Annotated in this window: 21 protein-coding genes; 14 read left to right on the top strand and 7 right to left on the bottom strand. The window is 72.3% G+C overall.

Annotated features, from left to right (window positions below; all coding sequences use genetic code 11):
• Positions 1-129 precede the first annotated feature (129 nt).
• From Cs7R123_RS09600 to Cs7R123_RS09575, 6 genes are all read left to right on the top strand, one after another.
• Complete coding sequence (locus tag Cs7R123_RS09600) at positions 130-1,134, top strand: LacI family DNA-binding transcriptional regulator (protein WP_212825268.1); 1,005 nt, start codon at positions 130-132, stop codon at positions 1,132-1,134.
• Positions 1,135-1,430: 296 nt separating this feature from the next.
• Entirely contained in the window at positions 1,431-2,774 is a 1,344-nt protein-coding gene (locus Cs7R123_RS09595) for an ABC transporter substrate-binding protein (RefSeq protein WP_244871727.1), read from the top strand.
• 71 nt (positions 2,775-2,845) lie between these two features.
• On the top strand, positions 2,846-3,736 hold the full coding sequence (locus Cs7R123_RS09590; protein ID WP_212825264.1) for a carbohydrate ABC transporter permease: 891 nt from the start codon (positions 2,846-2,848) through the stop codon (positions 3,734-3,736).
• A 15-nt stretch (positions 3,737-3,751) separates the two neighbouring features.
• Entirely contained in the window at positions 3,752-4,639 is an 888-nt protein-coding gene (locus tag Cs7R123_RS09585) for a carbohydrate ABC transporter permease (protein ID WP_212825262.1), read from the top strand.
• Positions 4,640-4,785: 146 nt separating this feature from the next.
• Positions 4,786-7,758 carry a carbohydrate-binding protein gene (locus tag Cs7R123_RS09580; protein ID WP_212825260.1) on the top strand — a complete coding sequence of 991 codons (2,973 nt, stop codon included), beginning with the start codon at positions 4,786-4,788 and terminating at the stop codon, positions 7,756-7,758.
• A 31-nt stretch (positions 7,759-7,789) separates the two neighbouring features.
• Positions 7,790-9,415, top strand: coding sequence for a glycoside hydrolase family 13 protein (locus Cs7R123_RS09575; RefSeq protein ID WP_244871726.1), 1,626 nt, complete (start codon positions 7,790-7,792; stop codon positions 9,413-9,415).
• A gap of 92 nt (positions 9,416-9,507) precedes the next feature.
• Here Cs7R123_RS09575 and Cs7R123_RS09570 read toward each other — a convergent pair whose 3' ends face one another.
• Positions 9,508-9,996 carry a PaaI family thioesterase gene (locus Cs7R123_RS09570; protein ID WP_212825258.1) on the bottom strand — a complete coding sequence of 163 codons (489 nt, stop codon included), beginning with the start codon at positions 9,994-9,996 and terminating at the stop codon, positions 9,508-9,510.
• Between the two features lie 86 nt (positions 9,997-10,082).
• Here Cs7R123_RS09570 and Cs7R123_RS09565 point away from each other — a divergent pair, with 86 nt between their 5' ends.
• Positions 10,083-12,929, top strand: a complete 2,847-nt coding sequence (locus Cs7R123_RS09565; RefSeq protein ID WP_212825256.1) for a LuxR family transcriptional regulator — start codon at positions 10,083-10,085, stop codon at positions 12,927-12,929.
• A 2-nt stretch (positions 12,930-12,931) separates the two neighbouring features.
• Here the strand turns inward: Cs7R123_RS09565 and Cs7R123_RS09560 are convergent, their stop codons facing one another.
• Positions 12,932-14,311 carry a serine hydrolase gene (locus Cs7R123_RS09560; protein ID WP_212825254.1) on the bottom strand — a complete coding sequence of 460 codons (1,380 nt, stop codon included), beginning with the start codon at positions 14,309-14,311 and terminating at the stop codon, positions 12,932-12,934.
• A gap of 69 nt (positions 14,312-14,380) precedes the next feature.
• Positions 14,381-14,719, bottom strand: coding sequence for a hypothetical protein (locus tag Cs7R123_RS09555; protein ID WP_212825252.1), 339 nt, complete (start codon positions 14,717-14,719; stop codon positions 14,381-14,383).
• A gap of 378 nt (positions 14,720-15,097) precedes the next feature.
• Between Cs7R123_RS09555 and Cs7R123_RS09550 the strand changes: the two genes are divergently transcribed.
• From Cs7R123_RS09550 to Cs7R123_RS09540, 3 genes are read left to right on the top strand one after another with little or no spacing between them, the layout of a single operon-like run.
• Positions 15,098-16,669, top strand: a complete 1,572-nt coding sequence (locus Cs7R123_RS09550; RefSeq protein WP_212825250.1) for a Na+/H+ antiporter — start codon at positions 15,098-15,100, stop codon at positions 16,667-16,669.
• Positions 16,666-16,917, top strand: coding sequence for a UBP-type zinc finger domain-containing protein (locus tag Cs7R123_RS09545; RefSeq protein ID WP_212825248.1), 252 nt, complete (start codon positions 16,666-16,668; stop codon positions 16,915-16,917). Before Cs7R123_RS09550 ends, Cs7R123_RS09545 begins: the two co-directional genes overlap by 4 nt.
• Before the next feature lie 33 nt (positions 16,918-16,950).
• The gene (locus Cs7R123_RS09540) at positions 16,951-17,895 is read left to right on the top strand and encodes a GNAT family N-acetyltransferase (protein ID WP_212825246.1); all 945 of its coding nucleotides are present in this window, start codon (positions 16,951-16,953) and stop codon (positions 17,893-17,895) included.
• A gap of 18 nt (positions 17,896-17,913) precedes the next feature.
• On the opposite strand, the gene Cs7R123_RS09535 is transcribed toward Cs7R123_RS09540, so the two are convergent.
• The 3 genes from Cs7R123_RS09535 to Cs7R123_RS09525 form a co-directional block, all read right to left on the bottom strand.
• Positions 17,914-18,543 (bottom strand): MBL fold metallo-hydrolase, encoded by a 630-nt coding sequence (locus tag Cs7R123_RS09535; protein WP_212825244.1) that lies wholly within the window; start codon positions 18,541-18,543, stop codon positions 17,914-17,916.
• On the bottom strand, positions 18,540-19,625 hold the full coding sequence (locus Cs7R123_RS09530; protein ID WP_212829041.1) for an S-(hydroxymethyl)mycothiol dehydrogenase: 1,086 nt from the start codon (positions 19,623-19,625) through the stop codon (positions 18,540-18,542). The genes Cs7R123_RS09535 and Cs7R123_RS09530 overlap by 4 nt, the downstream gene beginning before the upstream one ends.
• A 64-nt stretch (positions 19,626-19,689) precedes the next feature.
• A complete protein-coding gene (locus Cs7R123_RS09525; protein WP_212825242.1) occupies positions 19,690-20,085 on the bottom strand; it encodes a nuclear transport factor 2 family protein in 396 nt (131 codons plus the stop codon).
• A gap of 102 nt (positions 20,086-20,187) precedes the next feature.
• Between Cs7R123_RS09525 and Cs7R123_RS09520 the strand changes: the two genes are divergently transcribed.
• The 3 genes from Cs7R123_RS09520 to Cs7R123_RS09510 all read left to right on the top strand — a co-directional run bounded on the left by Cs7R123_RS09520 (position 20,188) and on the right by Cs7R123_RS09510 (position 23,116).
• Complete coding sequence (locus Cs7R123_RS09520; protein ID WP_212825240.1) at positions 20,188-20,754, top strand: TetR/AcrR family transcriptional regulator; 567 nt, start codon at positions 20,188-20,190, stop codon at positions 20,752-20,754.
• A gap of 155 nt (positions 20,755-20,909) precedes the next feature.
• Positions 20,910-21,815, top strand: coding sequence for a histidinol-phosphatase (locus Cs7R123_RS09515; RefSeq protein ID WP_212825238.1), 906 nt, complete (start codon positions 20,910-20,912; stop codon positions 21,813-21,815).
• Between the two features lie 230 nt (positions 21,816-22,045).
• A complete protein-coding gene (locus Cs7R123_RS09510) occupies positions 22,046-23,116 on the top strand; it encodes a hypothetical protein (RefSeq protein ID WP_212825236.1) in 1,071 nt (356 codons plus the stop codon).
• Positions 23,117-23,174: 58 nt separating this feature from the next.
• Here Cs7R123_RS09510 and Cs7R123_RS09505 read toward each other — a convergent pair whose 3' ends face one another.
• The gene (locus Cs7R123_RS09505; RefSeq protein ID WP_212825234.1) at positions 23,175-24,596 is read right to left on the bottom strand and encodes a WGR domain-containing protein; all 1,422 of its coding nucleotides are present in this window, start codon (positions 24,594-24,596) and stop codon (positions 23,175-23,177) included.
• A 192-nt stretch (positions 24,597-24,788) separates the two neighbouring features.
• Between Cs7R123_RS09505 and Cs7R123_RS09500 the strand changes: the two genes are divergently transcribed.
• On the top strand, positions 24,789-25,421 hold the full coding sequence (locus Cs7R123_RS09500) for an HAD family phosphatase (protein ID WP_212829040.1): 633 nt from the start codon (positions 24,789-24,791) through the stop codon (positions 25,419-25,421).
• Positions 25,422-25,429 lie beyond the last annotated feature (8 nt).

Raw genomic sequence — 25,429 nt, 5'->3', positions numbered from 1 at the left:
CGTCGTGCGACAGCGCGCGCGACGGACCGACGGACCGACGGAGCGAGGCAAGCGACAGAGCGACAGAGCGACGCAAGCGATTGCGTTCGGGTATCGAGTTTTTGCATGAGTTGCCGTAAGCTCGCCCGTGTGACGAGCAGACTGGCGGCGGTGGCCAAGTTCACCGGAGTCTCCGAGGCGACGGTCAGCCGCGTGCTGCACAACAAGCCGGGCATCGCCCCCGCGACCAGGGATGCCGTGCTCACGGCCCTGGACGTGTTCGGCTTCCCGCGCCCGGAGCGCATCCGCGCCGAGCGCGGCCGCCTGGTCGGCCTGGTCCTGCCCGACCTGCAGAACCCCATCTTCCCGGCGTTCGCCGAGGTCATCGCGCAGGCGCTGATCAAGCGCGGCCTGGTCCCGGCGCTGTGCACGCGTACGGCCGACGGGGTGTCGGAGTCGCACTACATCGAGATGCTGCTGTCGCACCAGGTCGGCGGCATCGTGTTCGTGGGCGGCAGCTACGCCGACGCCGGGCCCGAGCAGTGCCGCCGGCTGGAGGAGCGCAGACTGCCGATCGTGCTGCTCAACGCGGCCGACGAGAACCTGGGCGTGCCGCGCGTCTGCGTCGACGACGAACTGGCCGTCGACCAGGCGCTGACCCATCTGACGGCGCTGGGCCACGAGCGGATCGGCCTGGTGCTGGGGCCGCCCGGGCACATCCCGTCGGCCCGCAAACTGGCCGCCTACGTGCGGTTCTTCGAGCAGCGGGGGCAGGCGCGGCAGTGGCGGCGCTGGGTGGAGCACACGATCTTCTCGACCGAGGGCGGCCGCGGGGCGGCCACCCGCCTGCTGGCCGAGGGCGTGACCGGGATCGTCTGCGCCAGTGACGCGCTGGCCCTGGGGGCGGTCCGGGCCGTACGCAAGCAGGGGCTTTCGGTGCCGCAGGACGTGTCGGTGATCGGGTTCGACGACTCGGTGTTCATGGGCGTGACCGATCCGCCGCTGACCACGATCCGCCAGCCGATCGAGCCGATGGCGGCCGCCGCGGTGGCCGCGCTGATGGCGCAGATCGAAGGCGGCGTGGTGGACCGGGGCGAGATCCTGTTCGACCCGGAGCTGATTGTGCGCAGCTCAACTGGCCCCTGCCCGTCGTGATCAGTCCGAAGTCGACAATGGCCAGTTCAGGCGCTTGATGCATCGATAAGTTTCGTGTTTGCGGGGTTGTGCAACTCAAAGACGATCATCTGGTCAATTTTTTGCAACAACCCATGGACTTCTTGGGGGCGGAAGGTCTAGCCTTCTGCTCACGCCGAAACGCTCGGAAATCTCGGAGCAACGCGGTGGCAATGCGCAAGCAACAACCGGAGCGCCCGCGCTTCCGGTCGACCCGGGCTGCCCCGGCCCGGTACCTGTGCATATCCAGGAAGGGATTTTTGACGATGAACCGTCGCATGCTTGGCAAGTCCGTCGCGCTGGCGCTGGTCGCCAGCACGGCGCTGCTCGGCGCCGCCTGCTCCGGCGAGGACAAGCCCGCCGAGTCGAACGGCCCCGTGACGATCACGGTCAACGGCAAGCCGCCGGCGACCGACGCGGTCAACCTGGCCAACTTCGAGGCCGACGTCAAGGCGTTCGAGGCGAAGTACCCGAACATCAAGATTGACGCCAAAGAGGGGTTCATGGACCCCCAGACGTTCGCCACCAAGCTGGCCGGCGGCCAGCTGGAGGACGTCTTCTACGTCTACTTCACCGACCCGCAGGCGCTGATCGCCAAGAAGCAGGTCTCCGACATCTCGGCCTACCTGGACACCGTCCCGCAGGTGAAGGACATCCAGGAGCAGCTGATGAAGGTCTTCACCGGGCCGGACGGCAAGGTGTACGGCCTGCCCTCGGCCAACTACTCGCTGGGCCTGGTCTACAACCGCACGCTGTTCACCAAGGCCGGTCTCGACCCGGCCAACCCGCCGAAGACCTGGGAAGAGGTCCGCTCGGCCGCCCAGAAGCTGAAGGCGCTCGGTGACGGCGTGGTCGGCTACGGCGACTACAGCAAGAGCAACACCGGCGGCTGGCACTTCACCGCCGAGATGTACTCCGTCGGCGGCGACATCGCCGTCAAGGACGGCGACAAGTGGAAGGCCGCCTTCAACAACGAGAAGGGCAAGCAGGTCCTCCAGCAGTTGCACGACATGCGCTGGACCGACGACACCATGGGCAGCCGCCAGCTGCTGGAGTGGGCCGACCTGATCCAGATGGCCGCCTCGGGCAAGCTCGGCATGTACATCGGCTCGTCGGACAACCTGCCGGTCATCGTCAACCAGTACAAGGGCAAGTACGAGGACTACGGCCTGTCGGTCATGCCCGGCGGCCAGGGCACCCTGGGCGGCGGCGACGGCTACATGTTCAAGGCCGGCCTCAGCCCGGAGAAGATCAAGGCCGGTCTGACCTGGCTGTCCTTCAAGACGGTCAACCCGGACCGGATCATGGCGGACAACGAGAAGGCGTCCAAGGCGGGCCAGCCCGTCGGCCTGCCGCAGCCCAACATCTGGACCGGCGCCTCCGCCGCCAAGCGTGAGGAAGCCACCACGAAGTTCGCGAACGTGCCCTCGGGCAACTTCGCACCGTTCGTCGCCGGAACCGCGAGCATCCCGCTGAAGCTGGAGCCGCCGCTGGCGCAGCAGGTCTACGCGGTGCTGGACACGGCGATGCAGAAGGTCCTGACCGACCGCAACGCCGACATCGCGAAGCTCCTCGCTGACGCAGAGGCCCAGGTCAACACGATCCTGGCCGCAGCCAAGTGACGAACAGGCCCCGGGCCGGGGGATTGGCGGCCCGGGGCCTACCCCTTGTCCGAGCAGAGAGGGCGGGCACGATGACGGTTCTGGCATCCGAGCGGCTGCGGCGGCGGATCGGCGACAACCTGCAGGCGTACGCGTTCCTGGCGGCCGGTCTGGTCTGCTTCGGCCTGTTCTCCTGGTATCCGCTGGTCAAGGGCATCATCCTCAGCTTCCAGCAGGACAACTTCGTCAGCCCGCCCTACTGGGTCGGGCTGGACAACTACAGGGCGCTGTTCGCCGACCCGCTGTTCGGCACCGCCTGGCTCAACACGCTGGAGTTCACGGCCCTGGCGCTGCTGTTCGGGTACGCGGTGCCGTTCGTGGTGGCGCTGGTCATCAACGAGTTCCGGCACGCCAAGGGCTTCTTCCGGGTCGCCGTGTACCTGCCGGTGATGCTGCCGCCGATCGTCAGCGTGCTGCTGTGGAAGTACTTCTACGACCCCGGCACGGGCCTGTTCAACGCCGTGCTGAGCGCGCTGCACCTGCCGACCTCGGAGTGGACCCAGTCGCCGAAGATGGCGATGGTCTCGCTGGTGCTGGTCTCGACCTGGGCCAACATGGGCGGCGCGACGATCATGTACCTGGCCGGGCTGGCCGGCATCCCGAGCGAGCTCTACGAGGCCGCCGAGCTCGACGGCGCGAGCGTCTGGCAGCGGGTGCGGCACGTGACCATCCCGCAGATGCGCTTCATCATGCTGGTCCTGCTGCTGCTCCAGATCGTGGCCACCATGCAGGTGTTCATCGAGCCGTTCCAGCTGACCGGCACCACGAACCCGGACACCATCACGGTGATGGTGCTGATCTACCGGTACGCCTTCACCGTCAACAACGACTTCGGCCTGGCCGCCGCGATGAGCGTGCTGCTGTTCATCGTGCTCGGCGCGTTTTCGGCCGTGTACCTGCGCCTGACCCGCAAGCCCGACTGAGAGCAGGTGCCGCAGATGAGTTCCTCGACCCGATCGCTGATCTCCGACGCCGACCTGCGGCGCGGCCGCAACCGGCTGGTCTACCGCCTGGTGCTGGGTGCGCTGGCCGCGGCCTTCGCGCTGGCGTTCATCTTCCCGCTGTACTGGATGTTCTCCGGCGCGCTGAAGTCGCCGCAGGAGCTGGTGCAGCCGGTGCCGACGCTGCTGCCGCAGGAGTGGCGCTGGAGCACCTTCGCCGACGCGTGGGAGCGGCTCCAGGTCGGCCACTTCCTGGCCAACACCGCCTACTACGCGTTCTTCGGCTGGCTGATCCAGCTGCTGGTGGACGTCGCGGCGGCGTACGCCCTGTCGAAGCTGCGGCCCGTCTTCGGCAAGGTGGTGCTCGGCGCGATGCTGGCCAGCCTGATGCTGCCCGCCGCCGCGCTGCTGGTGCCGTCGTACCTGACCGTGGTCGACGTGCCGATCGTGGGTCTCAACCTGATCGACAGCCCGTGGGCGCTGTGGCTGCCCGGCGCGGCGAACGCGTTCAACATCTACGTGCTCAAGCGGTTCTTCGACCAGATCCCCGACGACCTGCTCGAAGCCGCGAGCATCGACGGCGCGGGCCGGCTGCGCACGCTGTGGAACGTGATCCTGCCGCTGTCGCTGCCCGTGCTCGCGGTCATCTCGATCTTCGCGATCATCGGATCGTGGAAGGACTTCCTCTGGCCGCTGCTGGTGCTCCAGGACCCGCAGGAGCAGACCATCAGCGTGGCGCTGAGCCGCCTGTCCTTCACCGGCCAGGTGCCGCAGAACGAGCTGTACGCCGCGCTGGCCATGGCCAGCATCCCGATGATCGTCGTCTTCATGATCTTCCAGCGCCGGATCCTCAACGGCCTGTCCGCCGGAGCCATCAAGGGCTGACGGCACCGCAGACACGGTCGAGCGCCGCGCCCGGCGGTGCTTGACCGGCACCGACACCGACCACCAGCCCACCGTCGACGGTGAGCCGATGGCCGCTGCCCGGGACACGGGGGACCCCCATCACCGCAGGGAAGGAGTAACGCACCATGCACCGCTCCGCACCACGCACCACCTCCCGCAACACGCTGCGCATCGCGCTGGCGACCGCTGCCGCGACGGCGACCGCCCTGGTCACCGGCGTGCTCGCCGCGCTGCCCGCCGAGGCCGCCAGCACCACGTACCAGGCCGAGTCGGCCGCGCTGGCCGGTGGCACCACGGTCGCCACCGACCACACCGGCTACACCGGCTCCGGTTTCGTCGGGGGCTACACCGACGGCAACAAGGGCAACGCGAACACGACCTTCACGGTCAGCAACTCCGGTGCCGCCAGCCGCACGCTGACGCTGCGCTACGCCAACGGCACCACCCAGACCAAGACGCTGTCGCTGTACGTCAACGGCACGAAGCAGAAGCAGATCAGCCTCAACGCCACCGCCAACTGGGACAGCTGGGGCACCGAGGTCGAGACCGTGAGCCTGCCCAACGGCAGCGCGACCGTCAGCTACAAGTTCGACACGGCCGACTCGGGCAACGTCAACATCGACAGCCTGACCGTCGCCGACGTCGCCGCGCCGCCCGCGGGCCAGTACGAGGCCGAGTCGGCCGCCCTGTCCGGCGGTGCGACCATCGCCACGGACCACCCGGGCTTCACCGGATCCGGGTTCGTCGGCGGCTACACCGACGGCAACAAGGGCAACGCGAACACGGCCTTCACGGTCAGCGTGTCCGGGGCCGGTTCGCGGACGGTGACGCTGCGCTACGCCAACGGCACCGGCGCCACGATGACCCTGTCGCTGTACGCCAACGGCGCCAAGACCGGCCAGGTCAGCCTGCCCGCCACCGCCAACTGGGACACCTGGGGCACGTTCGCCTCTTCGGTGAGCCTGAACAACGGCGGCAACACCGTGGCGTACAAGTTCGACACGACCGACTCGGGCAACGTCAACATCGACAACATCACCGTGTCCGGCACCGCCGCCAGCCCGTCGGCCTCGCCGTCGCCTTCGCCGTCCCCCTCGCCGACCGGTCAGCCCGGCGGCCAGCCGTACGAGCTGGAGACCGGCTTCCTGTCCGGCGGCACCTCGGCCGCGACCGCCACGGCCGGCTACAACGGCACCGGCTACGTCACCGGCCTGACCAGCGTCGGCGCCCGCGTGATCCGCACCGTCAACGCCGCCGCCGCGGGCTCCGCCGCGACCACGCTGCGCTACGCCAACACCAACGGGGCCTCCCGGACCGTGTCGGTGTACGTCAACGACCTCAAGCAGGGCCAGCTCACGCTGCCCGCCGGGTCGGGCTGGCTCACCGCCGCGCAGAACCTGACCCTGCGCGCCGGGCTCAACATCGTCACCTACCAGTACGACTCCGGCGACTCCGGCAACGTGCAGCTGGACACGCTGTACGTGACCGGCGGCGCGGCCCTGGCCGCCCGGGGCGCGACGGTGCCCTACACCACCTACGAGGCCGAGAGCGGCAGCACCAACGCGGCGGTGGTCGGGCCGAACCGCACCTACCTCACCGAGGCCTCGGAGGCGTCGGGCCGCAAGGCGGTCAAGCTCTCCTCGACCGGCCAGTACGTGCAGGTCACCCTCACCAAGCCCGCCAACGCGCTGGTCATCCGCTACTCGATCCCGGACAACGCGGGCGGCACCGGCCAGACCGCGCCGCTGGCGCTGTACAACGGCACCACCAAGGTCGCCGACGTGACCCTGAGCTCGGTCTACAGCTGGGTGTACGGGGCGTACCCGTACAACAACAACCCGGCCGGGGGCGAGCCGCACCGCTTCTTCGACGAGGTCCGGGTGACCCTGCCCAGCACGTACGCGGCGGGCACCGTGGTCAAGCTCCAGAAGGACGCGTCCTCCTCGGCGGCGTACTACACGATCGACCTGATCGAGGGCGAGGTCACCCCGGCCGCGCTCACCCAGCCCGCCAACTTCCTCTCCGTGACCGACTACGGCGCCGTGGCCAACGACAGCGGCGACGACACCAACGCGTTCAACAGCGCGATCTCGGCGGCGCAGAGCCAGGGCAAGGGCGTGTGGGTGCCCTCGGGCACGTTCGTCGTCAACGCGCGGATCAACATCGCCAACGTCAGCCTGCGCGGCGCGGGCGAGTGGTACACGGTCATCAAGGGCACGAACGGCAAGGGCGGCTTCTTCGCCACCGGCTCGAACGTGCGCCTGGCCGACTTCACCATCGCCGGTGACGTCCGCTACCGCGACGACAGCGCGTTCGACACCGGCATCGAGGGCAACTTCGGCACCGGCTCGCTGATCCACCACGTGTGGATCGAGCACACGAAGGTCGGCATGTGGCCCACCACCGGCACCAACGGCCTCTACGCGGTCGGCGTCCGCATCCGGAACACCTTCGCCGACGGCGTGAACGTCAACGGCGGGGCGGCCAACGTGCGCGTCGACCAGAGCGTGCTGCGCAACACCGGTGACGACGCCCTGGCCATGTGGTCGAACTCGGCGCCGGTCACCAACAGCGCGTTCACGTTCAACACGGTGAACCTGCCGATGCTGGCCAACGGCGCGGCGATCTACGGCGGCACCGCCAACCGGATCGAGGACAACCTCATCACCGACTCGGTGTACGCCGGTGCGGGCATCACCGTCAGCACCTGGCACGGGGCGCTGGCGTTCAGCGGCACCACGTCGGTGCAGCGCAACACGCTGACCCGTACCAGCAGCTTCGAGCGCAACTGGAACTCCTCGCTCGGCGGCCTGTGGATCTACGCCGAGGCGACCGACATCACCGCGCCGGTCCTGGTCAAGGACGTCGACATCATCGACAGCCAATACCAGGGCATCCTGCTCAGTTACCTGAAGAACATCACCAGCCTGACGCTGGACCACGTCACCGTCAACGGGGCCGGGACGTACGGCATCGAGCTCAACGCCGCGGGCAGCGCGTACGTCACGTACGTCACGGTCACCGGTGCCGCGAGCGGCGGTCTGATCAACCGGACCGGCTACACGCTCAACCTCGGCCCCGGCAACAGCGGCTTCTGACCGACGAAACCGAATTAGAGAGCAGGTACCCGTGTTTCACCACGACTCCCGTGACTGGTGGCGCCATGCGGCCATCTACCAGGTCTACCCGCGTTCCTTCGCCGACGCGAACGGCGACGGGACCGGCGACCTCGCGGGCATCCGCGCGAAGCTCGGGTACCTGCACGACCTCGGCATCAACGCGATCTGGTTCAGCCCGTGGTACCCGTCGCCGATGGCCGACGCGGGCTACGACGTGGCCGACTACCGCGACATCGACCCGAGCTTCGGCACCCTGGCCGAAGCCGAGACGCTGATCGAGCAGGCGCACGCGCACGGCATCCGGATCATCGTCGACATCGTGCCCAACCACTGCTCCGACGCCCACGCCTGGTTCCAGCAGGCGCTGGCCGAGGGGCCCGGCTCGCCCGCCCGGGACCTGTTCTGGTTCCGCGAGGGCCGGGGCGAGCACGGCGAACTGCCGCCCAACGACTGGCAGTCGGTGTTCGAGGGCCCGGCCTGGACCAGGGTCGCCGACGGGCAGTGGTACCTGCACCTGTTCGCCGCCGAGCAGCCCGACCTGAACTGGGACAACCCGCTGGTGCGGGCCGAGTTCGCCGACATCCTGCGGTTCTGGTTCGACCGGGGCGTCGACGGCATCCGGATCGACTCGGCGGCGATGTGCGTCAAGGACCCGGCGCTGGCCGACTTCGACCGCACCAGCCCGCCGGACCCGCACCCGTTCGTCGACCGGGACGAGATCCACGACATCTACCGGAGCTGGCGCGCCGTCGCCGACTCGTACGAGGTGCCGCGCGCGCTCATCGGCGAGGTGTGGCTGGGCGACACCGAGCGGTTCGCCCGCTACCTGCGGCCCGACGAGATGCACGCCGCGTTCAACTTCGACTTCCTCGGCGCCCCGTGGGACGCCAAGGCGATGCGGGCCTGCGTCGACGCGACCCTGGCCTCGCACGCCCCGGTCGGGGCGCCCAGCACCTGGGTGCTGTGCAACCACGACGTGACCCGCACCGTCACCCGCTACGGCCGGGCCGAGACCGGGTTCGACCACGCGCTGCGCCAGGTGCGCCACCAGGTGCCGACCGACGCGGCGCTGGGCCTGCGCCGGGCGCGGGCGGCGGCGCTGCTGACCCTGGCCCTGCCGGGCTCGGTCTACGTGTACCAGGGCGAGGAGCTGGGCCTGACCGAGGTCGAGGACCTGCCCGGCACGGTACGCCAGGACCCGATCTTCCACCGCTCCGGCGGCAACGACCCGGGCCGCGACGGCTGCCGCGTGCCGCTGCCCTGGTCGGCCGACGGGACCTCGCTCGGGTTCAGCCCCGACGGCGCGCAGCCCGCGTGGCTGCCCCAGCCGCGGCACTGGGCCGGGTCGACGGTCGCCGACCAGCAGGCCGACCCGGACTCGATGCTCCGGCTGTACCAGGCGGCCCTGGCCCTGCGCGGCGCCGAGGCCGGTCTCGGTGACGGCCCCATGACCTGGCTGGACACCGAGGACCAGGTGCTCGCCTTCACCCGCCCCGGCGGCCTGACCTGCGTCGTCAACTTCGGCGACCGCCCGGTCGACCTCCCCTGGCACACCGACCTCCTCCTGTCCAGCGCCCCCCTGCCCGACGGCCAACTCCCCACCGACACCGCCGCCTGGCTCCGCACGACCCCCTGACCAGCCAAGTTGCCGGGCACTCGGGCGAAAGTGGAGGCTTCGAGTGCCCGACTGCCCGGCAACTCGGCCGATCTACGTGACCGGCGCTCGCGTCAGGCGGTGCGGTGGCGGGTGAAGTGGTCGAAGGTGACCGCGATGAAGACGGCGGTGGCGCGCAGGACCGGGTCGGCGGCGGGGTCGTCGATCATCGCGGTGGCGTTCAGGCGCACCTTGCGGCCGTCGTTGCCGGTGCACCAGGCGTGGATGTGCAGGGTGGTGCCGATCGGCACCGGGCGCAGGTAGTCGACGGACAGGCTCGCGGTGACCGCGGGCCGCCCCAGCAGCAGCGCCGCGCTGCCGAACGCCTCGTCCAGCGCCGTGGACAGCAGCCCGCCGTGGGCCAGGCCGGGGGCGCCCTGGTGGTCGCGGGTCAGCTCGACGGTGCTGTGCACCGACACGCCCTCGCCGACCACGACGCGGGAGTGCAGCCCGGTCGGATGGGCGGGGCCGCAGCCGTAGCAGTGGTGGTAGTGCGACGGCAGCACGCTGCCGGGGCCGGGGGCCTCGGGATGGGGCACGGGAGCCGTGATCGACCGCTGCATGGGCCCGAGGGTAGCGCGCGCCCCGCGTGCGGCCGATCGCGCAGTTGCGCCGTTCTGAGCGGCCCTCACCTGACTACGCTGATCCCGTGGAGTCTGGTTTGCCGTACCTGGCGGGCCGGGACGCCGAGCGCGACCAGCTGTATGCCGCCGCCCGCGCCGCCGCCGCCGGGCACGGCCGGGCCGTGCTCGTACAGGCCCCGATCGGCTTCGGGAAGACCACCCTGCTCGACCACCTCGCCGCCGAGTGCGCCCGCCTCGGCATGCGCGTGCTGCGCGGCACCGCCGAGGAGCTGGAGCAGGACCTGCCCTTCGCCGCGATCTCGACCTGCGTCGCCGACCCGCGCACCATCGCCGCCGACCCCGACCTGGCCCACGTCGCCGCCCTGCTGCGCGGCGAGGGCGCCCTCACCCACAGCAGCACCGCCGCCAACCACGAACTGGCCCTGACCGAGGCCATCCTCGACCTGGCCGACCGGTGGCTAAGCCGCGCCCCGCTCGCGCTGCTGCTCGACGAGGCCCAGTGGGCCGACCGCGCCAGCGCCGTGGTGCTGCACCGGCTGGCGCGCACGATCGAGCAGCTCCCGCTGCTGCTGGTCGTCGCCGCCCGGATCGTCGCCCCAGGCGAGGCCCTGGACAGCCTCCAGCGCAGCCTCGCGGGGCGGGGCGCGGTCATGGTCACCCTGCCTCAGCTGGACGCCGCCGCGGTGCGCGCGCTGGCCGAGCACGAGCTCGGCGCGGCCGCCTCGCCGGAGGTGCTGGCCCTGCTCGACTCCGCCGGCGGCAACCCCACCTACGTCAAGGCGATCCTGGCCGAGGCGCGCGAGGACGGCTCGGTGCTGGTCCACGAGGGGCGGGCGGAGCTGGCCCCCGGCCCGCGCCGCGCCGGGCCGCCCCGGCCGCTGGCCGAGATCGCCGCACACGAGCTGGAACTCGTCCCGCGCCGCTACCGGGAGGCGGTGCAGACCGCGGCGGTGCTCGGCTCGACCGTCGACGTCGCCCAGCTCGCCGCGGTGCTGGACACCCCGGTCATGGAGCTGTCCGACGTGATCGCCGACGCCATCGAGGCCGGGCTGCTGGTCGAGACCGGCCAGACGCTGCGGTTCCGGCAGAACCTGACCCGCCAGATCCTGGCCGAGAGCCTGCCCGCGGCGGTGCGCACCGCGCTGCACCAGCGCGCCGGGCGGGTGCTGGAGGAGCAGTGCGCGCCGGTGGAACGGGTCGCCGGGCACCTGCTGGCGGCGGGCCGCCTCGACGGCGACGACGTAGCCTGGCTCGACGCCGACGCCGACGTGCTGATCGTGCGCGCTCCCGAGCTGGCGGTGCAGCTCATGCGGCAGGCCCTGGCGGTCGTCTCGGGGCGTACGCCGGACCAGACCGCGCGGCTGCGGCGGCACCTGGTCCGGGCGCTGCTGTGGGCGGGCGACCCGGTGCAGGCCGAGGTGCTGGCCCGGGAGGCGCTGAGCGTCCCCGACGCCGATCCGGCCAGCCGCACCGAGCTGCGCTGGCTGCTCACCCAGGCGTGCCTGCGCCAGGGGCACCTGCGCGACACGGTCGACACCGTCGGCGAGGCGCTGGCCGACCCGGGCACCACCGCCGCGCAGGCCGCGCGGCTGCGCGGCATCGGCGCGGCCTGCCTGCTGTTCCAGCGCCGGTATGACGAGGGCGTGGCCTGGGCGGACCGGGCGGTCGCCGACGGGCAGGCGGCGGCCGACGACACCGCCGTCGGGATCGGCAGCCTGGCCAAGGGGTTCGCGCTGACCAGGAGCGACCTGGGCCAGGCGCTGGACCTGGTGGAGCGGGCCATCGGCTGCCTCGGGCCGGGGATCCAGCCGGATCTCCAGGTCGACCCGTACACGCTGAAGGGGTTCTGCCTGATCGAGCTGGACCGGCTCGACGAGGCCGACGAGGCCAGCGCCACGGCGGTACGCGTCAACCAGCGCACCGGCGGCATGTACCTGACCACCGCGTACGTCGAGCGCGCCCACCTGCGCTACCTCCAGGGGCGCTGGGACGACGCGCGGGCCGAGTGCCGCACCGGCATGGACGGCCCGGACCCGCTCGGCCACAGCTGCCGCCTGTGGGCGTTCGACGCCCTGGTCGGCGTGCACCGCGGCGAGCCCGGTGCCGGGCTGGGCGAGCCGCAGCCGCCGACGGCCGACGGGGAGGACACCGGCGACTCGGGCATCGTCGCGTGGGCGCGCGCCCTGGGGCAGGAGGCGGCCGGCGCGCACGACCGGGCCTTCGAGCTGCTCTACCCGGTATGGGCGGACGCGGGCGTGGCGCAGTCGCACCGGCTGCGTTACAAGATCACACCGGACCTGGCCCGCACGCTGCTCGCACTGGGCCGCGACCGCGAGCTCGCCGACCTGGTCGGGGTGCTGCGGGAACTCGTCGAGGCCGGACCCGTGCCGAGCCTGCACGGCTGCCTGGACCTGTGCGAGGGCACCCGCACCGGCGACCCGGCCCCGCTGGCCGCGGCGGCCGTCTGGTTCCGGCGCGCGGGCTGGCCGCTGTACGAGGGCTACGCCCAGGAGGCGGCCGCGCTCGCGCACGCCCGCGCCGGTGCCGCCGCCGACGCCCGCGCCGCGCTGCGGCGGGCCCTGGCCGCCTACGCCGGGCTCGACGCGGGCTGGGACGCCGACCGGGCCAGGGCGCGGGCCCGGCAGGCCGGGCTGCGCACCGGGGCACGCGGCAGCCGCAACCGCCCCAAGCAGGGCTGGGCCGCCCTGACCGACACCGAGCAGCGGGTGGCCGAGCACGTCGCCGCCGGGCTGTCCAACCCGGAGATCGCCGCGCAGATGTTCCTGTCCCGCCGCACGGTGCAGTCGCACGTGTCCAGCATCCTGGCCAAGGTCGGCCTGACCTCCCGCGTCGAGCTGGCCGTGGCCGTGCACGCGGGCGCCGACCGCGCCGCGCGCACCGACGAGAGCTGAGCTCAGTCCCGCGGCAGCCCGCGCCAGCCCGCCGGGTCCACGCCGCCGGGCACGTCCGCGGCCGCGTCGTACGGGGTGCGGGTGAAGACGAAGCTGCCCAGGTCCAGGTGGTCGACCGTGCCGTCGGGGCGGCGCGCCACGCGCAGGGTCTCCCCGGCGTAGTAGCCGTCCAGGCCGCGCCAGGTGCCGTCGCCCTGCGCCTTCAGCCGGGCGCCGCGACCCGGGCCGGCCAGCGGGGCCAGCTCCAGGTCGCCGTCGGCGAGCAGCTTCAGCGCGACCGCGCCCGGTCCCCAGTACCAGGGGCCGGTCAGCTCCAGCAGCGCCGGGTCGTACGAGGTCAGCGGCTGCCACGGTGCGGGCAGGCGCGGCTCGTGCTCGCAGACGATGCGGACCAGGTCGGCGCCCAGCCCCCCGACCGACACGCCCGTCGTCGTGTTGGCCAGGACCACCGCCGCGATCCGGTCGGCCGGGCTGAACCACAGCGTGGCCAGGAAGCCGGGCATCGAGCCGGTGTGCCCGGCCAGCATGCGGCCGTGGTCGCGCTTGAGCTGCACGCCCAGGCCGTATCCGGAGTCCCACTGGTCGCCTTCGGGCGGGCTGGCGGCCGTGCGCATCAGCTCGACCGCGGCGGCGGGCAGCACCGCGGGGTCGCCGTCGGCCAGGAACGCCGCGAAGCGGGACAGGTCGGCCAGCGTCGACCACAGCTGCCCGGCCGGGGCCAGCCGGCCCGCGTCCTCGGTCGGCTCGGGCAGCAGCACGTCGGCCCACGGGTGCACAGCCCAGCCGTGCGCGTGCGGGGCCTGCGGCAGCAGCGTGGTGCGGGTCATCTTCAGCGGCGCCAGGATCTCGTCGTGCAGGACCTGCCCCAGCGACCGGCCGCGCACCTGCTCCACCAGTGCGCCCAGCAGCGCGAACCCGGGGTTGGAGTAGTGGTGCCGGTGCCCGGCCGGGTATTTGCGGTAGTCGTCGCCGAGCACGTCGGCCAGCTCCGGGCGCACGTCGCCGGGGGTGCGCTCCCACCACGGGGCGGGCGTCTCCGACGCGATGCCGCTGGTGTGGGCGAGCAGCTGGAACACGGTCGACGCGCCGGCGGGGGCGCCGGGCAGGTGCCGCGACAGCGGGTCGTCCAGGTCGAGCAGGCCCTCCTCGCGCAGCCGCAGCACCAGTACGGCGACGAAGGTCTTGGTCAGCGACCCGATCCGGTACTGCGTGTCGTCGCCGGGGACCGCGCCGTCGACCAGGCCGTATCCCCCGCTCCAGACGGGGGCGCCGTCGCGCAGCACCGCGGCGGCGACCGACGGGGCGCGGCCCTGGGTCTGGGCGGTGGCGATGCGGTGCAGCAGGGCCCGGCTCGTGGCCGGCAGCAGTGGGGTCTCAGCCATGCGGCACATCGTGCCACGCAGAAAGGGGCCGGCGGGGGTACGCCCGCCGGCCCGAGGGACGGATGGAACTCACCAGCGGTTCCCGCCGTGGTGGTTGTCGTTGCCGTGGTGGTTGTTATCGCCGTGGTGGTTGTCGCCGTGGTTGTCGTGGTGGTTGTAGCCGCCGTACCAGCGGCACTTGTAGTAGCTGTAGCGGTGGCCGTGGTGCCAGTACGACTGCCGGTAGCAGCGCCGCCCGGTGTCGGGCGTGACCGTCGTGGCGTCCTGTGCGGACACCTGCGCCGGGGCCGGTGCCGCCGCCGCGGGTTTGGCCGCCACCGCCGCGCCGGTGAACATGACCAGTACGACCCCGATCACGGTCATCAGCGCCCGCAGCCGGGCACCCGCGTCACGGACTGTCTCCTGCATCGCGATGCCTCCTCCCTGGATGGCTGTTGCGTGGATCACACCATTGAAGATCTGCCGTCTGACCTCGTCAAAGGCGCGTAGGCGGTTCCGGGCGGCCGATCGGGTGTGTCGTGACGGCGTTCACGGACCGTTCACGGAGGCCGCCTACCGACCGGCAGGTAGATCGGAAACCGGGGCGGACACCGGGCGTCGTGCGTCCGCCTGGCGGTACACGCCGACCTGCGTGAACTTCGAGTGAACAGAAGCGGTGGCACCTCTGGTTCCTACGATGCGGGAGAGGAATCTTACCTACCGGCCGGTCAGTGGGGGTCGATGACCGGCCGGCCGGTCACTGCTCCTGATCAGCGGTCCGGGCACGGCTGCCCCTAGGCTCTACCCGTGAATGCGCTGCTGGTAGCGGTGGTTTTGGCCTCGGTCGTGGTCGCCGTGACGGCCGTGTCCCGCCGGTACGGCCTGCTCAACCCGATCGCCCTGGTGATCGTGGGCCTGATCCTGGCGCTCGTGCCGGGCTTCCCGGTGCTGCGCCTGGAGCCGGAACTCGTGCTCATCGGCATCCTGCCGCCGCTGCTGTACGTCGCGGCCCTGGAGACGTCGGTGCCCGCGTTCCGGTACAACCTGCGGCCCATCCTGCTGCTGGCCGTCGGGCTGGTCCTGGTCACCGCGGTCGCGGTCGGCCTGACCGTGCACGTGATGCTGCCGCAGGTGCCGCTGGCGGCCTGCCTGGCGCTGGGCGCGGTCGTCGCCCCGCCCGACGCCATCGCGGCCACCGCCGTGGCCCGGCGGATCGGGCTGCCACGGCGGGTGGTGACCATCCTCGAAGGCGAGAGCCTGCTCAACGACGCCACCGCGCTGGTGCTGTTCCGGGTCGCGGTGCTGGCCGCCACCGGCGCCGCGGTCGGGCCGATGGCCATCGGGCGGCAGGTGGTCCTCGCCGCGGGCGGCGGCATCCTGGTGGGCGCGATCGGAGCGCTGGCCGCGGCGTACGTGCACCGCAAGACCACCGATCCGCTGCTGGACAACTCGATCTCGCTGATCACCCCGTTCGCGGTCACCGCGGTCGCCGAGTCCATCCACGCCTCGGCCGTGGTCGCCGTGGTGGTGACCGGCCTCTACCTGGGCCACCGGATGCCCACCCTGATGTCGGCGCAGTCGCGGCTCCAGATGAGCGCGTTCTGGAAGATGGCCACGTACATGATCGAGGGCCTGGTCTTCCTGCTGGTCGGGCTCCAGCTGCGGGAGGTGCTGGCCAACCTGCAGGCCCCGCTCGAAGAGGTGGTCTGGGTGACGCTGGCGGTGCTGCTCGCCGTCGTCGGCGTGCGCTTCCTCTGGATGTACCCGGCCACCTACCTCACCCGCCTGCTGCCCCGGGTACGCCGCCGCGACCCCGCCCCGCACATCTCCATCCCGACCGTGCTCGCCTGGGCGGGCATGCGCGGGGTGGTCACCCTGGCCACCGCGCTGGCGCTGCCGGCCACCCTGGCCGGGGGAATGGAATACCCGCGGGCGCTGTTCGTGTGGCTGGCGTTCGCGGTGATCGTGGGCACGCTGGTGCTGCAGGGGATGACCCTGCCGACCGTGGCCCGCCTGCTGCGGGTGCCCCAGGACGATCCGACCCGCGACATCCTCGCCGAGGCGCAGGTGCAGCAGCAGGCGAGCAAGGCCGCACTGGAGCGGCTGGAGGAGCTGGCCGAGCGGACCACCCCGGACGTGGTGGCCAAACTGCGCCAGCTCACCGAGCACCGGTCCAACTCGGTGTGGGAGCGGCTGGGCGGCAACCGGGAAACCCCGTCCGCGGCGTACGTGCGACTGCGGCGGGAGATGCTGGAAGCAGAGCGGGCGGTGTTTCGTACGGCCCGGGACGAGGGAAAGATCCCCGAAGAGGTCCTGGTCCGAGCCCAGCGGGACATGGACCTGGAAGAGTCGATGCTGCACCGGATGGGAGAGGCATGAGCTGCGAAGACCTGAAGAGCGCCGAGAACCCGGCCCCGACTGCCGAGGGATGCGTGGAGTGCCTGCGCGACGGCACCGGCTGGGTGCACCTGCGCCGCTGCCTGACCTGCGGGCACATCGGCTGCTGCGACTCCTCGCCGCAGAAGCACGCCACGCTGCACTACCACGAGACCGAGCACCCGGTGATCCAGTCGTTCGAGCCCGGCGAGGACTGGCGCTGGTGCTTCGTACACGAGGAAGTGGGCTGACCTGACCCCCGCCCGGCCGGTACGGTGCCGGGCATGGTCACCGAGGTCGACACCGAGCACGCCGACGAGGCGCTGCTGCGGCACATGTACGAGATCCGCCGGGTGTGCCACCGGGCCGTGGCGCCGCAGGAGGAACCCCCGGACCTGGCCTGGGGCGTCTCCGGCATGCGGGTCACCCCGCCCGGCGAGCAGCGCTGGCACGGCACGGCCGGTGACCCGGTCGTCGCGTACGGGGGGCTCTACCTGCCGCCGGGCGTGACGACCGGGTTCCTGCGCATCTGCGTCCTGCCCGAGCACCGCCGCCGCGGGCACGGCACCGCCCTGCTGGACGCGGCGCTGAGCCGGGCCCGCGCCCTGGGCCGTACCCACATCACCGGGGTCTACGGCGACCCGGCGGCCGCGGAGTTCACCGCCGTCACCGGCGCCGAGCGCGGCCACAGCGTGATCGCCTGCCGCCTGGATCTGCCCGCCCGCCTGGCCCCGGCGCCGGTTCCCGGCTACCGCGCCGTCTCCTGGACCGGGCCTGCCCCGGACGAGCTGCTCGACTCCTACGCGCGGGCCCGCAATGCGATCGCCGACGCCCCGAGCGACTCCGGCGGGCGGCTGCACGACGAGTGGACGCCGGACCGGGTCCGCGACGAGGAGGCGGCCGTCGCCGCGCGCGGGCAGCAGCTGCGGGTCACCGCGATCGTCGCCGACAGCGGCGAGGTCGCCGCGCTGACGCAGCTCGTGGCCGCACCGCCGCCCGAGGTGGTCGTGTCCACCGAGGACACCGCCGTGGTGCCCGCCCACCGGCGGCGCGGCCTGGCCACCTGGGTGAAGGCGGAGTCGCTGGCCCGCCTGGCGGCAGACCGCCCCGACGCGGCCGTGGTCAAGACGTCGAACGCGGGCACCAACACGGGCATGCTCGCGGTCAACCACGCCCTGGGCTTCACGGTGACCAGCACGTGGACCAGCGTCGTCTACCACCTGCGCTGACTCCGCCCCGCCGCTCGGTCAGTGGCCGCGGGTGATCCAGATGGGGAGGTCGGGGGATTCGGCGGCGATGGTGGTGGTGTCGCCGTGCCCGGTGTGGACGGTGGTGTCGGCGGGCAGGGTGAGCAGCCGGTCCCGGATGGACGCGATGATGGTGCCGAAGTCGCTGTAGGACCGCCCGGTCGCGCCCGGCCCGCCGTGGAACAGGGTGTCCCCGGAGAACAGGGCCTTCAGCGAGGGCGCGTACAGGCAGATCGCGCCGGGGGAGTGGCCCGGGGTGTGCAGGACCCACAGGTCGACGCCGGCGACGGTCAGGCAGTCGCCGGCGACCAGCTCGCGGTCGGGCGCCCGGTCGGGGTGGGTCTGGTCCCACAGCATCCGGTCGTCGGGGTGCAGCATGATCGGCGCCCCGGTGCGGCGGGCCAGCTCGGGGGCGGCGTCGATGTGGTCGTTGTGCGCGTGCGTGCACACGATGGCGACGACGCGGCGCCCGCCCGCGGCCGCGGCGATGGCCGCCGCGTCGTGGGCGGCGTCGACGACCAGCACGTCGGAGTCGTTGCCGATGAGCCAGATGTTGTTGTCGACCTCCCACTCGCCGCCGTCGAGGCGGAACACGCCGTGGGTGACGATCTTCTCGATGCGCGCGGTCACAGCAGCACCACCGAGCGCAGCACCTCGCCGCGGCCCATCTTGGCGAACGCCTCCTCGACCTGGTCCAGCGCAATCGTCTCGGACACGAACGCGCCGAGGTCGAGCCGCCCCTGCCGGTAGAGCTCCAGCAGGACCGGGAAGTCGCGGCTGGGCAGGCAGTCGCCGTACCAGGAGGACTTGAGGGCGCCGCCGCGGCCGAAGACGTCCAGCAGCGGCAGTTCGAGCTTCATCTCGGGCGTGGGCACGCCGACCAGGACCACGGTCCCGGCCAGGTCGCGGGCGTAGAAGGCTTGCCGGTACGTCTCGGGCCGGCCGACCGCGTCGATCACCACGTCGGCGCCGAAGCCGCCGGTCAGCTCCTGGATCGCGGCGACCACGTCGGCCTGGCCGCCGTTGACGGTGTGGGTGGCGCCGAGCTGCCGCGCCCACTCCAGCTTCCGGTCGTCGAGGTCGACGCCGATGATGGTGGTCGCCCCGGCCAGGCGGGCCCCGGCGACGGCGGCGTTGCCGACGCCGCCGCAGCCGATGACGGCGACGCTGTCGCCGCGGCCGACGGCACCGGTGTTGAGCGCCGCGCCGAGCCCGGCCATCACCCCGCAGCCGAGCAGCCCGGCGACCTCCGGCGGCACGGACGGGTCGACCTTGGTGCACTGCCCGGCCGCGACCAGGGTCTTGTCGGCGAACGCGCCGATGCCCAGGGCGGGGGCCAGCGGGGTGCCGTCGGCCAGGGTCATCTTCTGCCTGGCGTTGTGGGTCGCGAAGCAGTACCAGGGGCGGCCGCGGGTGCAGGCCCGGCACTGGCCGCAGACGGCCCGCCAGTTGAGCACCACGTAGTCGCCCGGGGCGACCTCGGTGACCCCGGCGCCGACCGCCTCGACCACCCCGGCCGCCTCGTGGCCGAGCAGGAACGGGAAGTCGTCGTTGATGCCGCCCTCGCGGTAGTGCAGGTCGGTGTGGCACACCCCGCAGGCCTGCACCGCCACCAGCGCCTCACCGGGCCCCGGGTCGGGCACGAGCACCGTCTCGATACCGACCGGGGCGTTCTTGGCGCGAGCGACGACGCCGCGTACCTCATGCACCACCGTGACCTCCTTGGCACGCTGAGAGTTCACGGCGATGTTACCCGCGTCACGCCCGAACCACGCTCTATGGCCGATTGAGCAGCTCGCCGATGGCGCGGTGGTCGTGGAAGTCGCGGGTGTACGTGATGAGCCCGTCGCGCACCCGGAACAGCTGGATGTTGTCGACGGCGGCGGTATGGCCGGTCGCGGGGTCGGTGAGGTCGTAGCCGTACTCGACGATGATCACTTCGGGGTCGGCGGTCTCGTGCACGACCACGTCGCGCACCGCGAACGCCAGCCGCAGCGTGCCCGCGCGGGCGAGCTGGGCGGCGATGGCCTCGCGGCCGACCAGGCGGATGGGCTGCGGCGGGGCGAACGGGATCTCGACGACGGCGTCGGGGGCGTACTGCTGGGCGAGGTCGTGCCACCGGTTCGCGTGGATGAGGCGTACCCGCTGGTCGAACAGCTCTCGTGGGGTCATGGTCGGTCTCCTCCCGGCCGTGGGGCATAATCGGAGTGATCACTCCGGTCTTCGACTATACGGACTGATCACTCCGCTTGTCCAGGTCCAGGAGAAGAGAACATGTCGGCACAGGACAGACCGCTGCGCGCCGACGCCGCGCGCAACCGCGCCCGCCTGCTCGACGCCGCCGAGCAGGTCTTCGCCGCGCGCGGCACCGGCGCGCCCGTCGAGGAGGTGGCCCGCGCCGCCGGGGTCGGCGTCGGCACCGCCTTCCGGCACTTCCCGACCAAGGAGAGCCTGCTGTCGGCCGTATACCTGGCGCGGCTGGACCGCCTGGGTGACCGCGCCGACCTGCTCGCCGAGGCCGCCGACCCGGTTGCGGCGCTGCGGACGTTCTTCGCCGAGACGGTCGAGCAGGCCGCGTCCAAGAACGCCCTCGCCGAGGCGCTGGCGGCGGCCGGGGTCGACCCGCACGCGGCGGCGTCGGCGGCGGGCACGCGGCTGCGGGCCGCGCTGGGCGCGCTGCTGCGCCGCGCCCAGCAGGCGGGGGTACGTCCAGAGCTGACCGTCAGCGACCTGATGAGCCTGCTCATCGGCGCCTCCCGCGCGGTCGAGCCGCTGGCCGCCGACCCCGCCGGGCGCGCCCGCGTCATCGGCGTCATCGTCGACGGGCTGACCGGCGGCTGAGGCGGCTCGGCGTGGTTCGCCCCGTCCGGCACCGTCCGTCCGGCACCGCCCACCCGGCGCCGGGCCTGCTCGGCGCGTGGGCGCGGCCTCCCAGGCTGTGGCGTGCCGGACCCCCGCCGTCAGCGCGTGCCGTGCCGTGGACTAGAGCTGACGTCATGGGCGACTACCACGTGCACCTGCACCCGCACGAGCCGCGGCCGGAGACCAGCCCGCCCCCCGGGCAGTACCCGCCCGGACACGTCGACGCGTTCGTCGAGCGGGCGCTGTCGCGCGGCGCGGCCGAGGTCGGCTTCACCGAGCACCTGTACCGCTTCGTCGAGTTCGCCCCGGCGATCGAGGGCTTCTGGACGGCCGGGACGCGCCAGGACCTGACCGAGCAGTCCCGGCGGATGTACTACGACGAGCTCAACCTGCACCTGGACCGGTATGTCGAGGCCGTCACCGGCGCCCGCGACCGGGGCCTGCCGGTCCGGCTGGGCATGGAGGTCGACTGGTTCCCGGCGCACATGGACCGCGTCGCCGGCATCCTGGCGCAGTACCCGTTCGACTTCCTGGTCGGCTCGGTGCACTGGGTCGGCGAATGGGCCCTGGACCACCCCGCCGTCACGCACGAGTACGAGCGCCGCGGCGTGCGCCGTGCCTACGAGGACTACTTCGCGCTGGTCACCGAGCTGGCCGAGGCGGGAGTCGTGCAGGTGCTCGGCCACGCCGACGTGGTCAAGAAGTTCGGGCACCGGTGCGACACCGAGCCGGTGGACCTGTACGAGCGCCTGGTCGCGGCGGCGGTCCGCGGCGGGGTGGCGGTCGAGGTGAACAGCGCCGGGCTGCGCAAACGCTGCGCCGAGCCGTACCCGGCGCCGACCCTGCTGCGGATGTGCCACGACGCGGGCGTGCCGATCACGCTGGCCAGCGACGCGCACGAGCCGCACGAGGCCGCCGACCGTTTCGACGAGATCGCCCGCTACGCCCGCGCCGCCGGTTACCGCGAGCAGCTCACCTTCGACGTCGGCGGGGCGTCCCGGCCGGTCGCGCTGCCCGACCCCGACGCCGCGGCCGCCTGACCGGGTGCCTCTCGCCGCGGGTCACTCCATATGCGGTGTGACCACATCGCATATGGAGTGACCCGCGGAGCAGAGTGGCGGTCGGGCGTGGCCGCACGACCATGGACGGCCGCCGCCCGACCTGACAGGATCACAGCGATCTCGCACCCCCGCGACGGCCTTCGGCCTCGGGCCGGGCGCGCAGTGACGGCCCGACCGCTCCGGCGCCGCGAGCAGGAGGAGTCGCGCTGATGATCCGTCGTGTCCGCCCCCGTGTTGCCGCGCCGGCCATCGCCGTGGTGCTGCTGGCCGCCGCGGCCGCGGTGCTGTACGGCTTCCCGCCCGGTGCCGCCCAGGTCGCACCCGCGCCCGCCGCGCTGCCGTCGGCGTACCGTCTCGATCCGGTGCAGCCGCCGCTGCCGGTGGGCGCCGCCGCCGGGACCGGAGTGGCCCCGGGGTTCCGGACCTACTTCCACCTGCTGCACCGGGGCGGGCGGCCGTTCGCCCAGGACAGCGTCGTGACGGAGAACGCGGTCATCCGCTTCGCCGGGTCGGAGCAGGTCGGCATGTGGGGAGCGGGCGTGCTGCGCTCGCCGCACGGGCTGGCGCTGGGCCTCGACTACCACCTGTGGGTCGCCGACGCGGTGCTGAACCAGGTGATCGAGTTCGACGCGGACGGGCGTGAGCTGCGCCGCATCGGCGCCGACCACACCGGCGCGCTGGACGCCTGCCTGCGGGTGCGCACCGTGCTGTCCCGGCTGCCCTGCACCGGTGACCCGTACGTGCTGGACCAGCCCGCCGACGTCACGGTCGCGCCGGACGGCTCGGTCTTCGTCGCCGACGGCTTCCGGGGCGCCCGCATCGCCCACTTCGCGGCCGACGGCACGTTCCTGAACGGCTGGGGGTCGCTCGGCGACGGCCCCGACCAGCTGAACCTGCTGTCCGGCATCGCCTACGACCAGTGGCATGAGCTGGTCTACGTCGCCGACCGCCGCAACGCCCGCGTCAGCGTGTTCCGGCCCGACGGCACCCCTGTGGCGCAGTGGCGCGCCGCGGCACTGGGCCGCCCGTGCGATGTGTACGTCACCCCGGACGCGGTGTGGGTGCTCGACGGCGGCGACCGGCTGGACGACCCGGACGGCGACCCGCTGCGTCAGCAGGTGGTGAAGCTGGACTTCGGCGGGCGGGTCCTCGACCGCTTCGGCTGGCCCGCCGGCACCGGCTACCTGGGGCTGGAGCAGCTCGCGGCCGACTGGACCGGTGCCACCGTGTACGTCGCCGCCAGCGAGGGACGCCCGATCCACCGGTTCGTCAAGGGCTGACAGAGCGGGCACCGCCGCACCCGAGAGCTGGACGGCTGCGACGGTGCCCGCATCGAAATTAGACCAGTTTCCGGATCTCGCCAAAGGCGCGGTAGAAACCGCCCCGGCTCGCCTCGCGCACCTCGCTGACCAGGTACCGGGCGCCCGCCTCGCGGATGCCCTTCGGGAACTGCACCTGCCAGGAGCTCTGGAAGCCCGCCGAGACCACGCGCACCCGCAGGCGGCCGCCCTCCTCGACGCACTCCAGCACGACGCCGCCGCTGCTGTCGGTGGTCGTCTCGATCGCGGTCGGCGCGGCCACCGCCGGGGCCTGCTGGGGCGCCTTGATGTCGACGACGGCCGGCACGGTGCCCGCCTCGGCCGCGCGGATCGCGGGCTCCGAGGCGTCGATGCAGGCCAGCGAGCCGTCCGTGGTCACGATGTAGAGCCGCTCGTCGTGGTACTGCATCGAGTAGGCCGAGCCGCAGCCGGTGCCGAGCTTCCACAGGCGGTTGCCCGCGTCGTCGAAGCAGTACACCGACGAGCTGTTGTCGCCGGCGAAGATGAACTTGCCGTCGGGGCTGGTGGCGCACGAGAAGACGGCGGCGTCGCAGGAGTACGTGCGGCGGTGCGCGCCGTCCTTGGCCAGCTCGACGACCTTGCGGTCGGAGGTGCCCGCGTACAGCGTGTGCTCCTCCTGCCAGCCGAACAGCACCGCGCTGGTGCGGTGCTTCCACACCACGTCGCCGGTCTGCCAGTTATAGCTGGTCACACCGCCGGAGTGGCCGTGGTGCACGGCGGTGGCGTCGCAGCGCACCATCCAGCCCGAGGAGCCCTCGCTCTGCTTGCGCCAGAGGAACTCGTCCTCGTGGTCGATCGCGGCGATGCCGCCGCGCGCGTCGGAGACGCCGAGCACGCCGTCGTGGATGTCGAGCCAGTAGATGTCGATGTCGGGCGCGATCTGGTACGCCACCCGCGGCATCTTGCCGGACAGGTCGTACACGTTGCCGTCGTCGCAGCCCGCGTAGAGCCACGCGTCGTCGGCGACGATGCACTTCACGCCGTCGGGGAGCTTGACCTGCGAGATCACCTCGGCGTCGTGGTTCAGCGTGGTGATCACGCCCGCCTCGTTGCCGACCATGCACACCCGCTCGTCGACGAAGATGCCGAACGCGGACGTGCCCGAGCGGTAGCGCCACAGCACCGGCGCGCTCTTGGCGGTGGAGCGGGTGCTCGTGATCACGCGCCGCGAGACGGACCGCTTCTGCCGCTGCCCCAGCACGGCCGGGGCGTAGCCCTTGCGCACCTTCTCGCCGATCTTCTTCGCCGCGGCGGCCTTGGCCTTGTCGTGGTCGGCGAAGGTGCTGTGGCTGGTGGCACCCGGGTCGCCGATGCGGCCGTACCGGATGGTCAGCTCGGTGTCGTCGACAATCACCTCGTAGAACTTGTGCGAGCCGCCGTCGGCTTCGGACAGTTCCAGGTACGTCGTCTCACGGGGCATGGCAGGCTCTGCCTTTCGCGGCGGGGAAGCGCTCGGACTCGCGGTACGTTAGCGACCGCCTCCGACAGCGGCGCCGACCGTCCCACGGCGGGCTCATCGGTGCTGGTCAGCGTGATCCCGGCCACTGGGGTCGATATTCGCGGGCCGTCGCGGGGACCCGTCGGCGATGATCGTCGGGTGATTCCCGCAGCAGTGCTCTTCGACATGGACGGAACCCTCTTCGACAGCGAGCCGCTGTGGGACATCGCCATCGACGAACTGGCCGCCGAGTACGGCTCGGTGCTCCCGGTCGAGGTGCGCCTGTCCATGGTCGGCCGGTCGGTGCCCGAGTCCATGGTGCTGTTCCATGACGGCATCGGGCAGCCCTGGCGCGAGGCCAAGACCAGCTCGGACTGGATCTACGAGCGGGTCGCGGTGCTGTTCGCCACCGACCTGGTCTGGCGGCCCGGCGCCCGCGAACTGCTGGCCGAGGTGCGCGCGGCCGGAGTGCCCGCCGCGCTGGTGACCTCGACCAACCGGCGCGTGGTCGAGATCGCGCTGGACACGCTGGGCCGCGACGCGTTCGGCGCGGTGGTGTGCGGGGACGAGGTCGCGTTCACCAAGCCGCACCCGGACCCGTACCTGCGGGCGGCGAAGCTGCTCGGCGTCGAGCCCGCGGACTGCCTGGCCATCGAGGACTCGCCGGCCGGCGCCGCCAGCGCCCTGGCCGCCGGGGTGCGCGTCATCGCCGTGCCGCACGCGGTCGCCGTCGAACCCGCCCCGGGCCTGGTCCTGCTGCCCACCCTCGCCGGCACCACCCTCGCCCACCTCTCGACCCTGCACTGAGCCAGCGC

It is taken from the genome of Catellatospora sp. TT07R-123 (assembly GCF_018327705.1).
Lineage (GTDB): Bacteria > Actinomycetota > Actinomycetes > Mycobacteriales > Micromonosporaceae > Catellatospora.
Note: the sequence above shows the minus strand (reverse complement) of the source record. Positions and strands in the feature narration are given on the sequence as shown.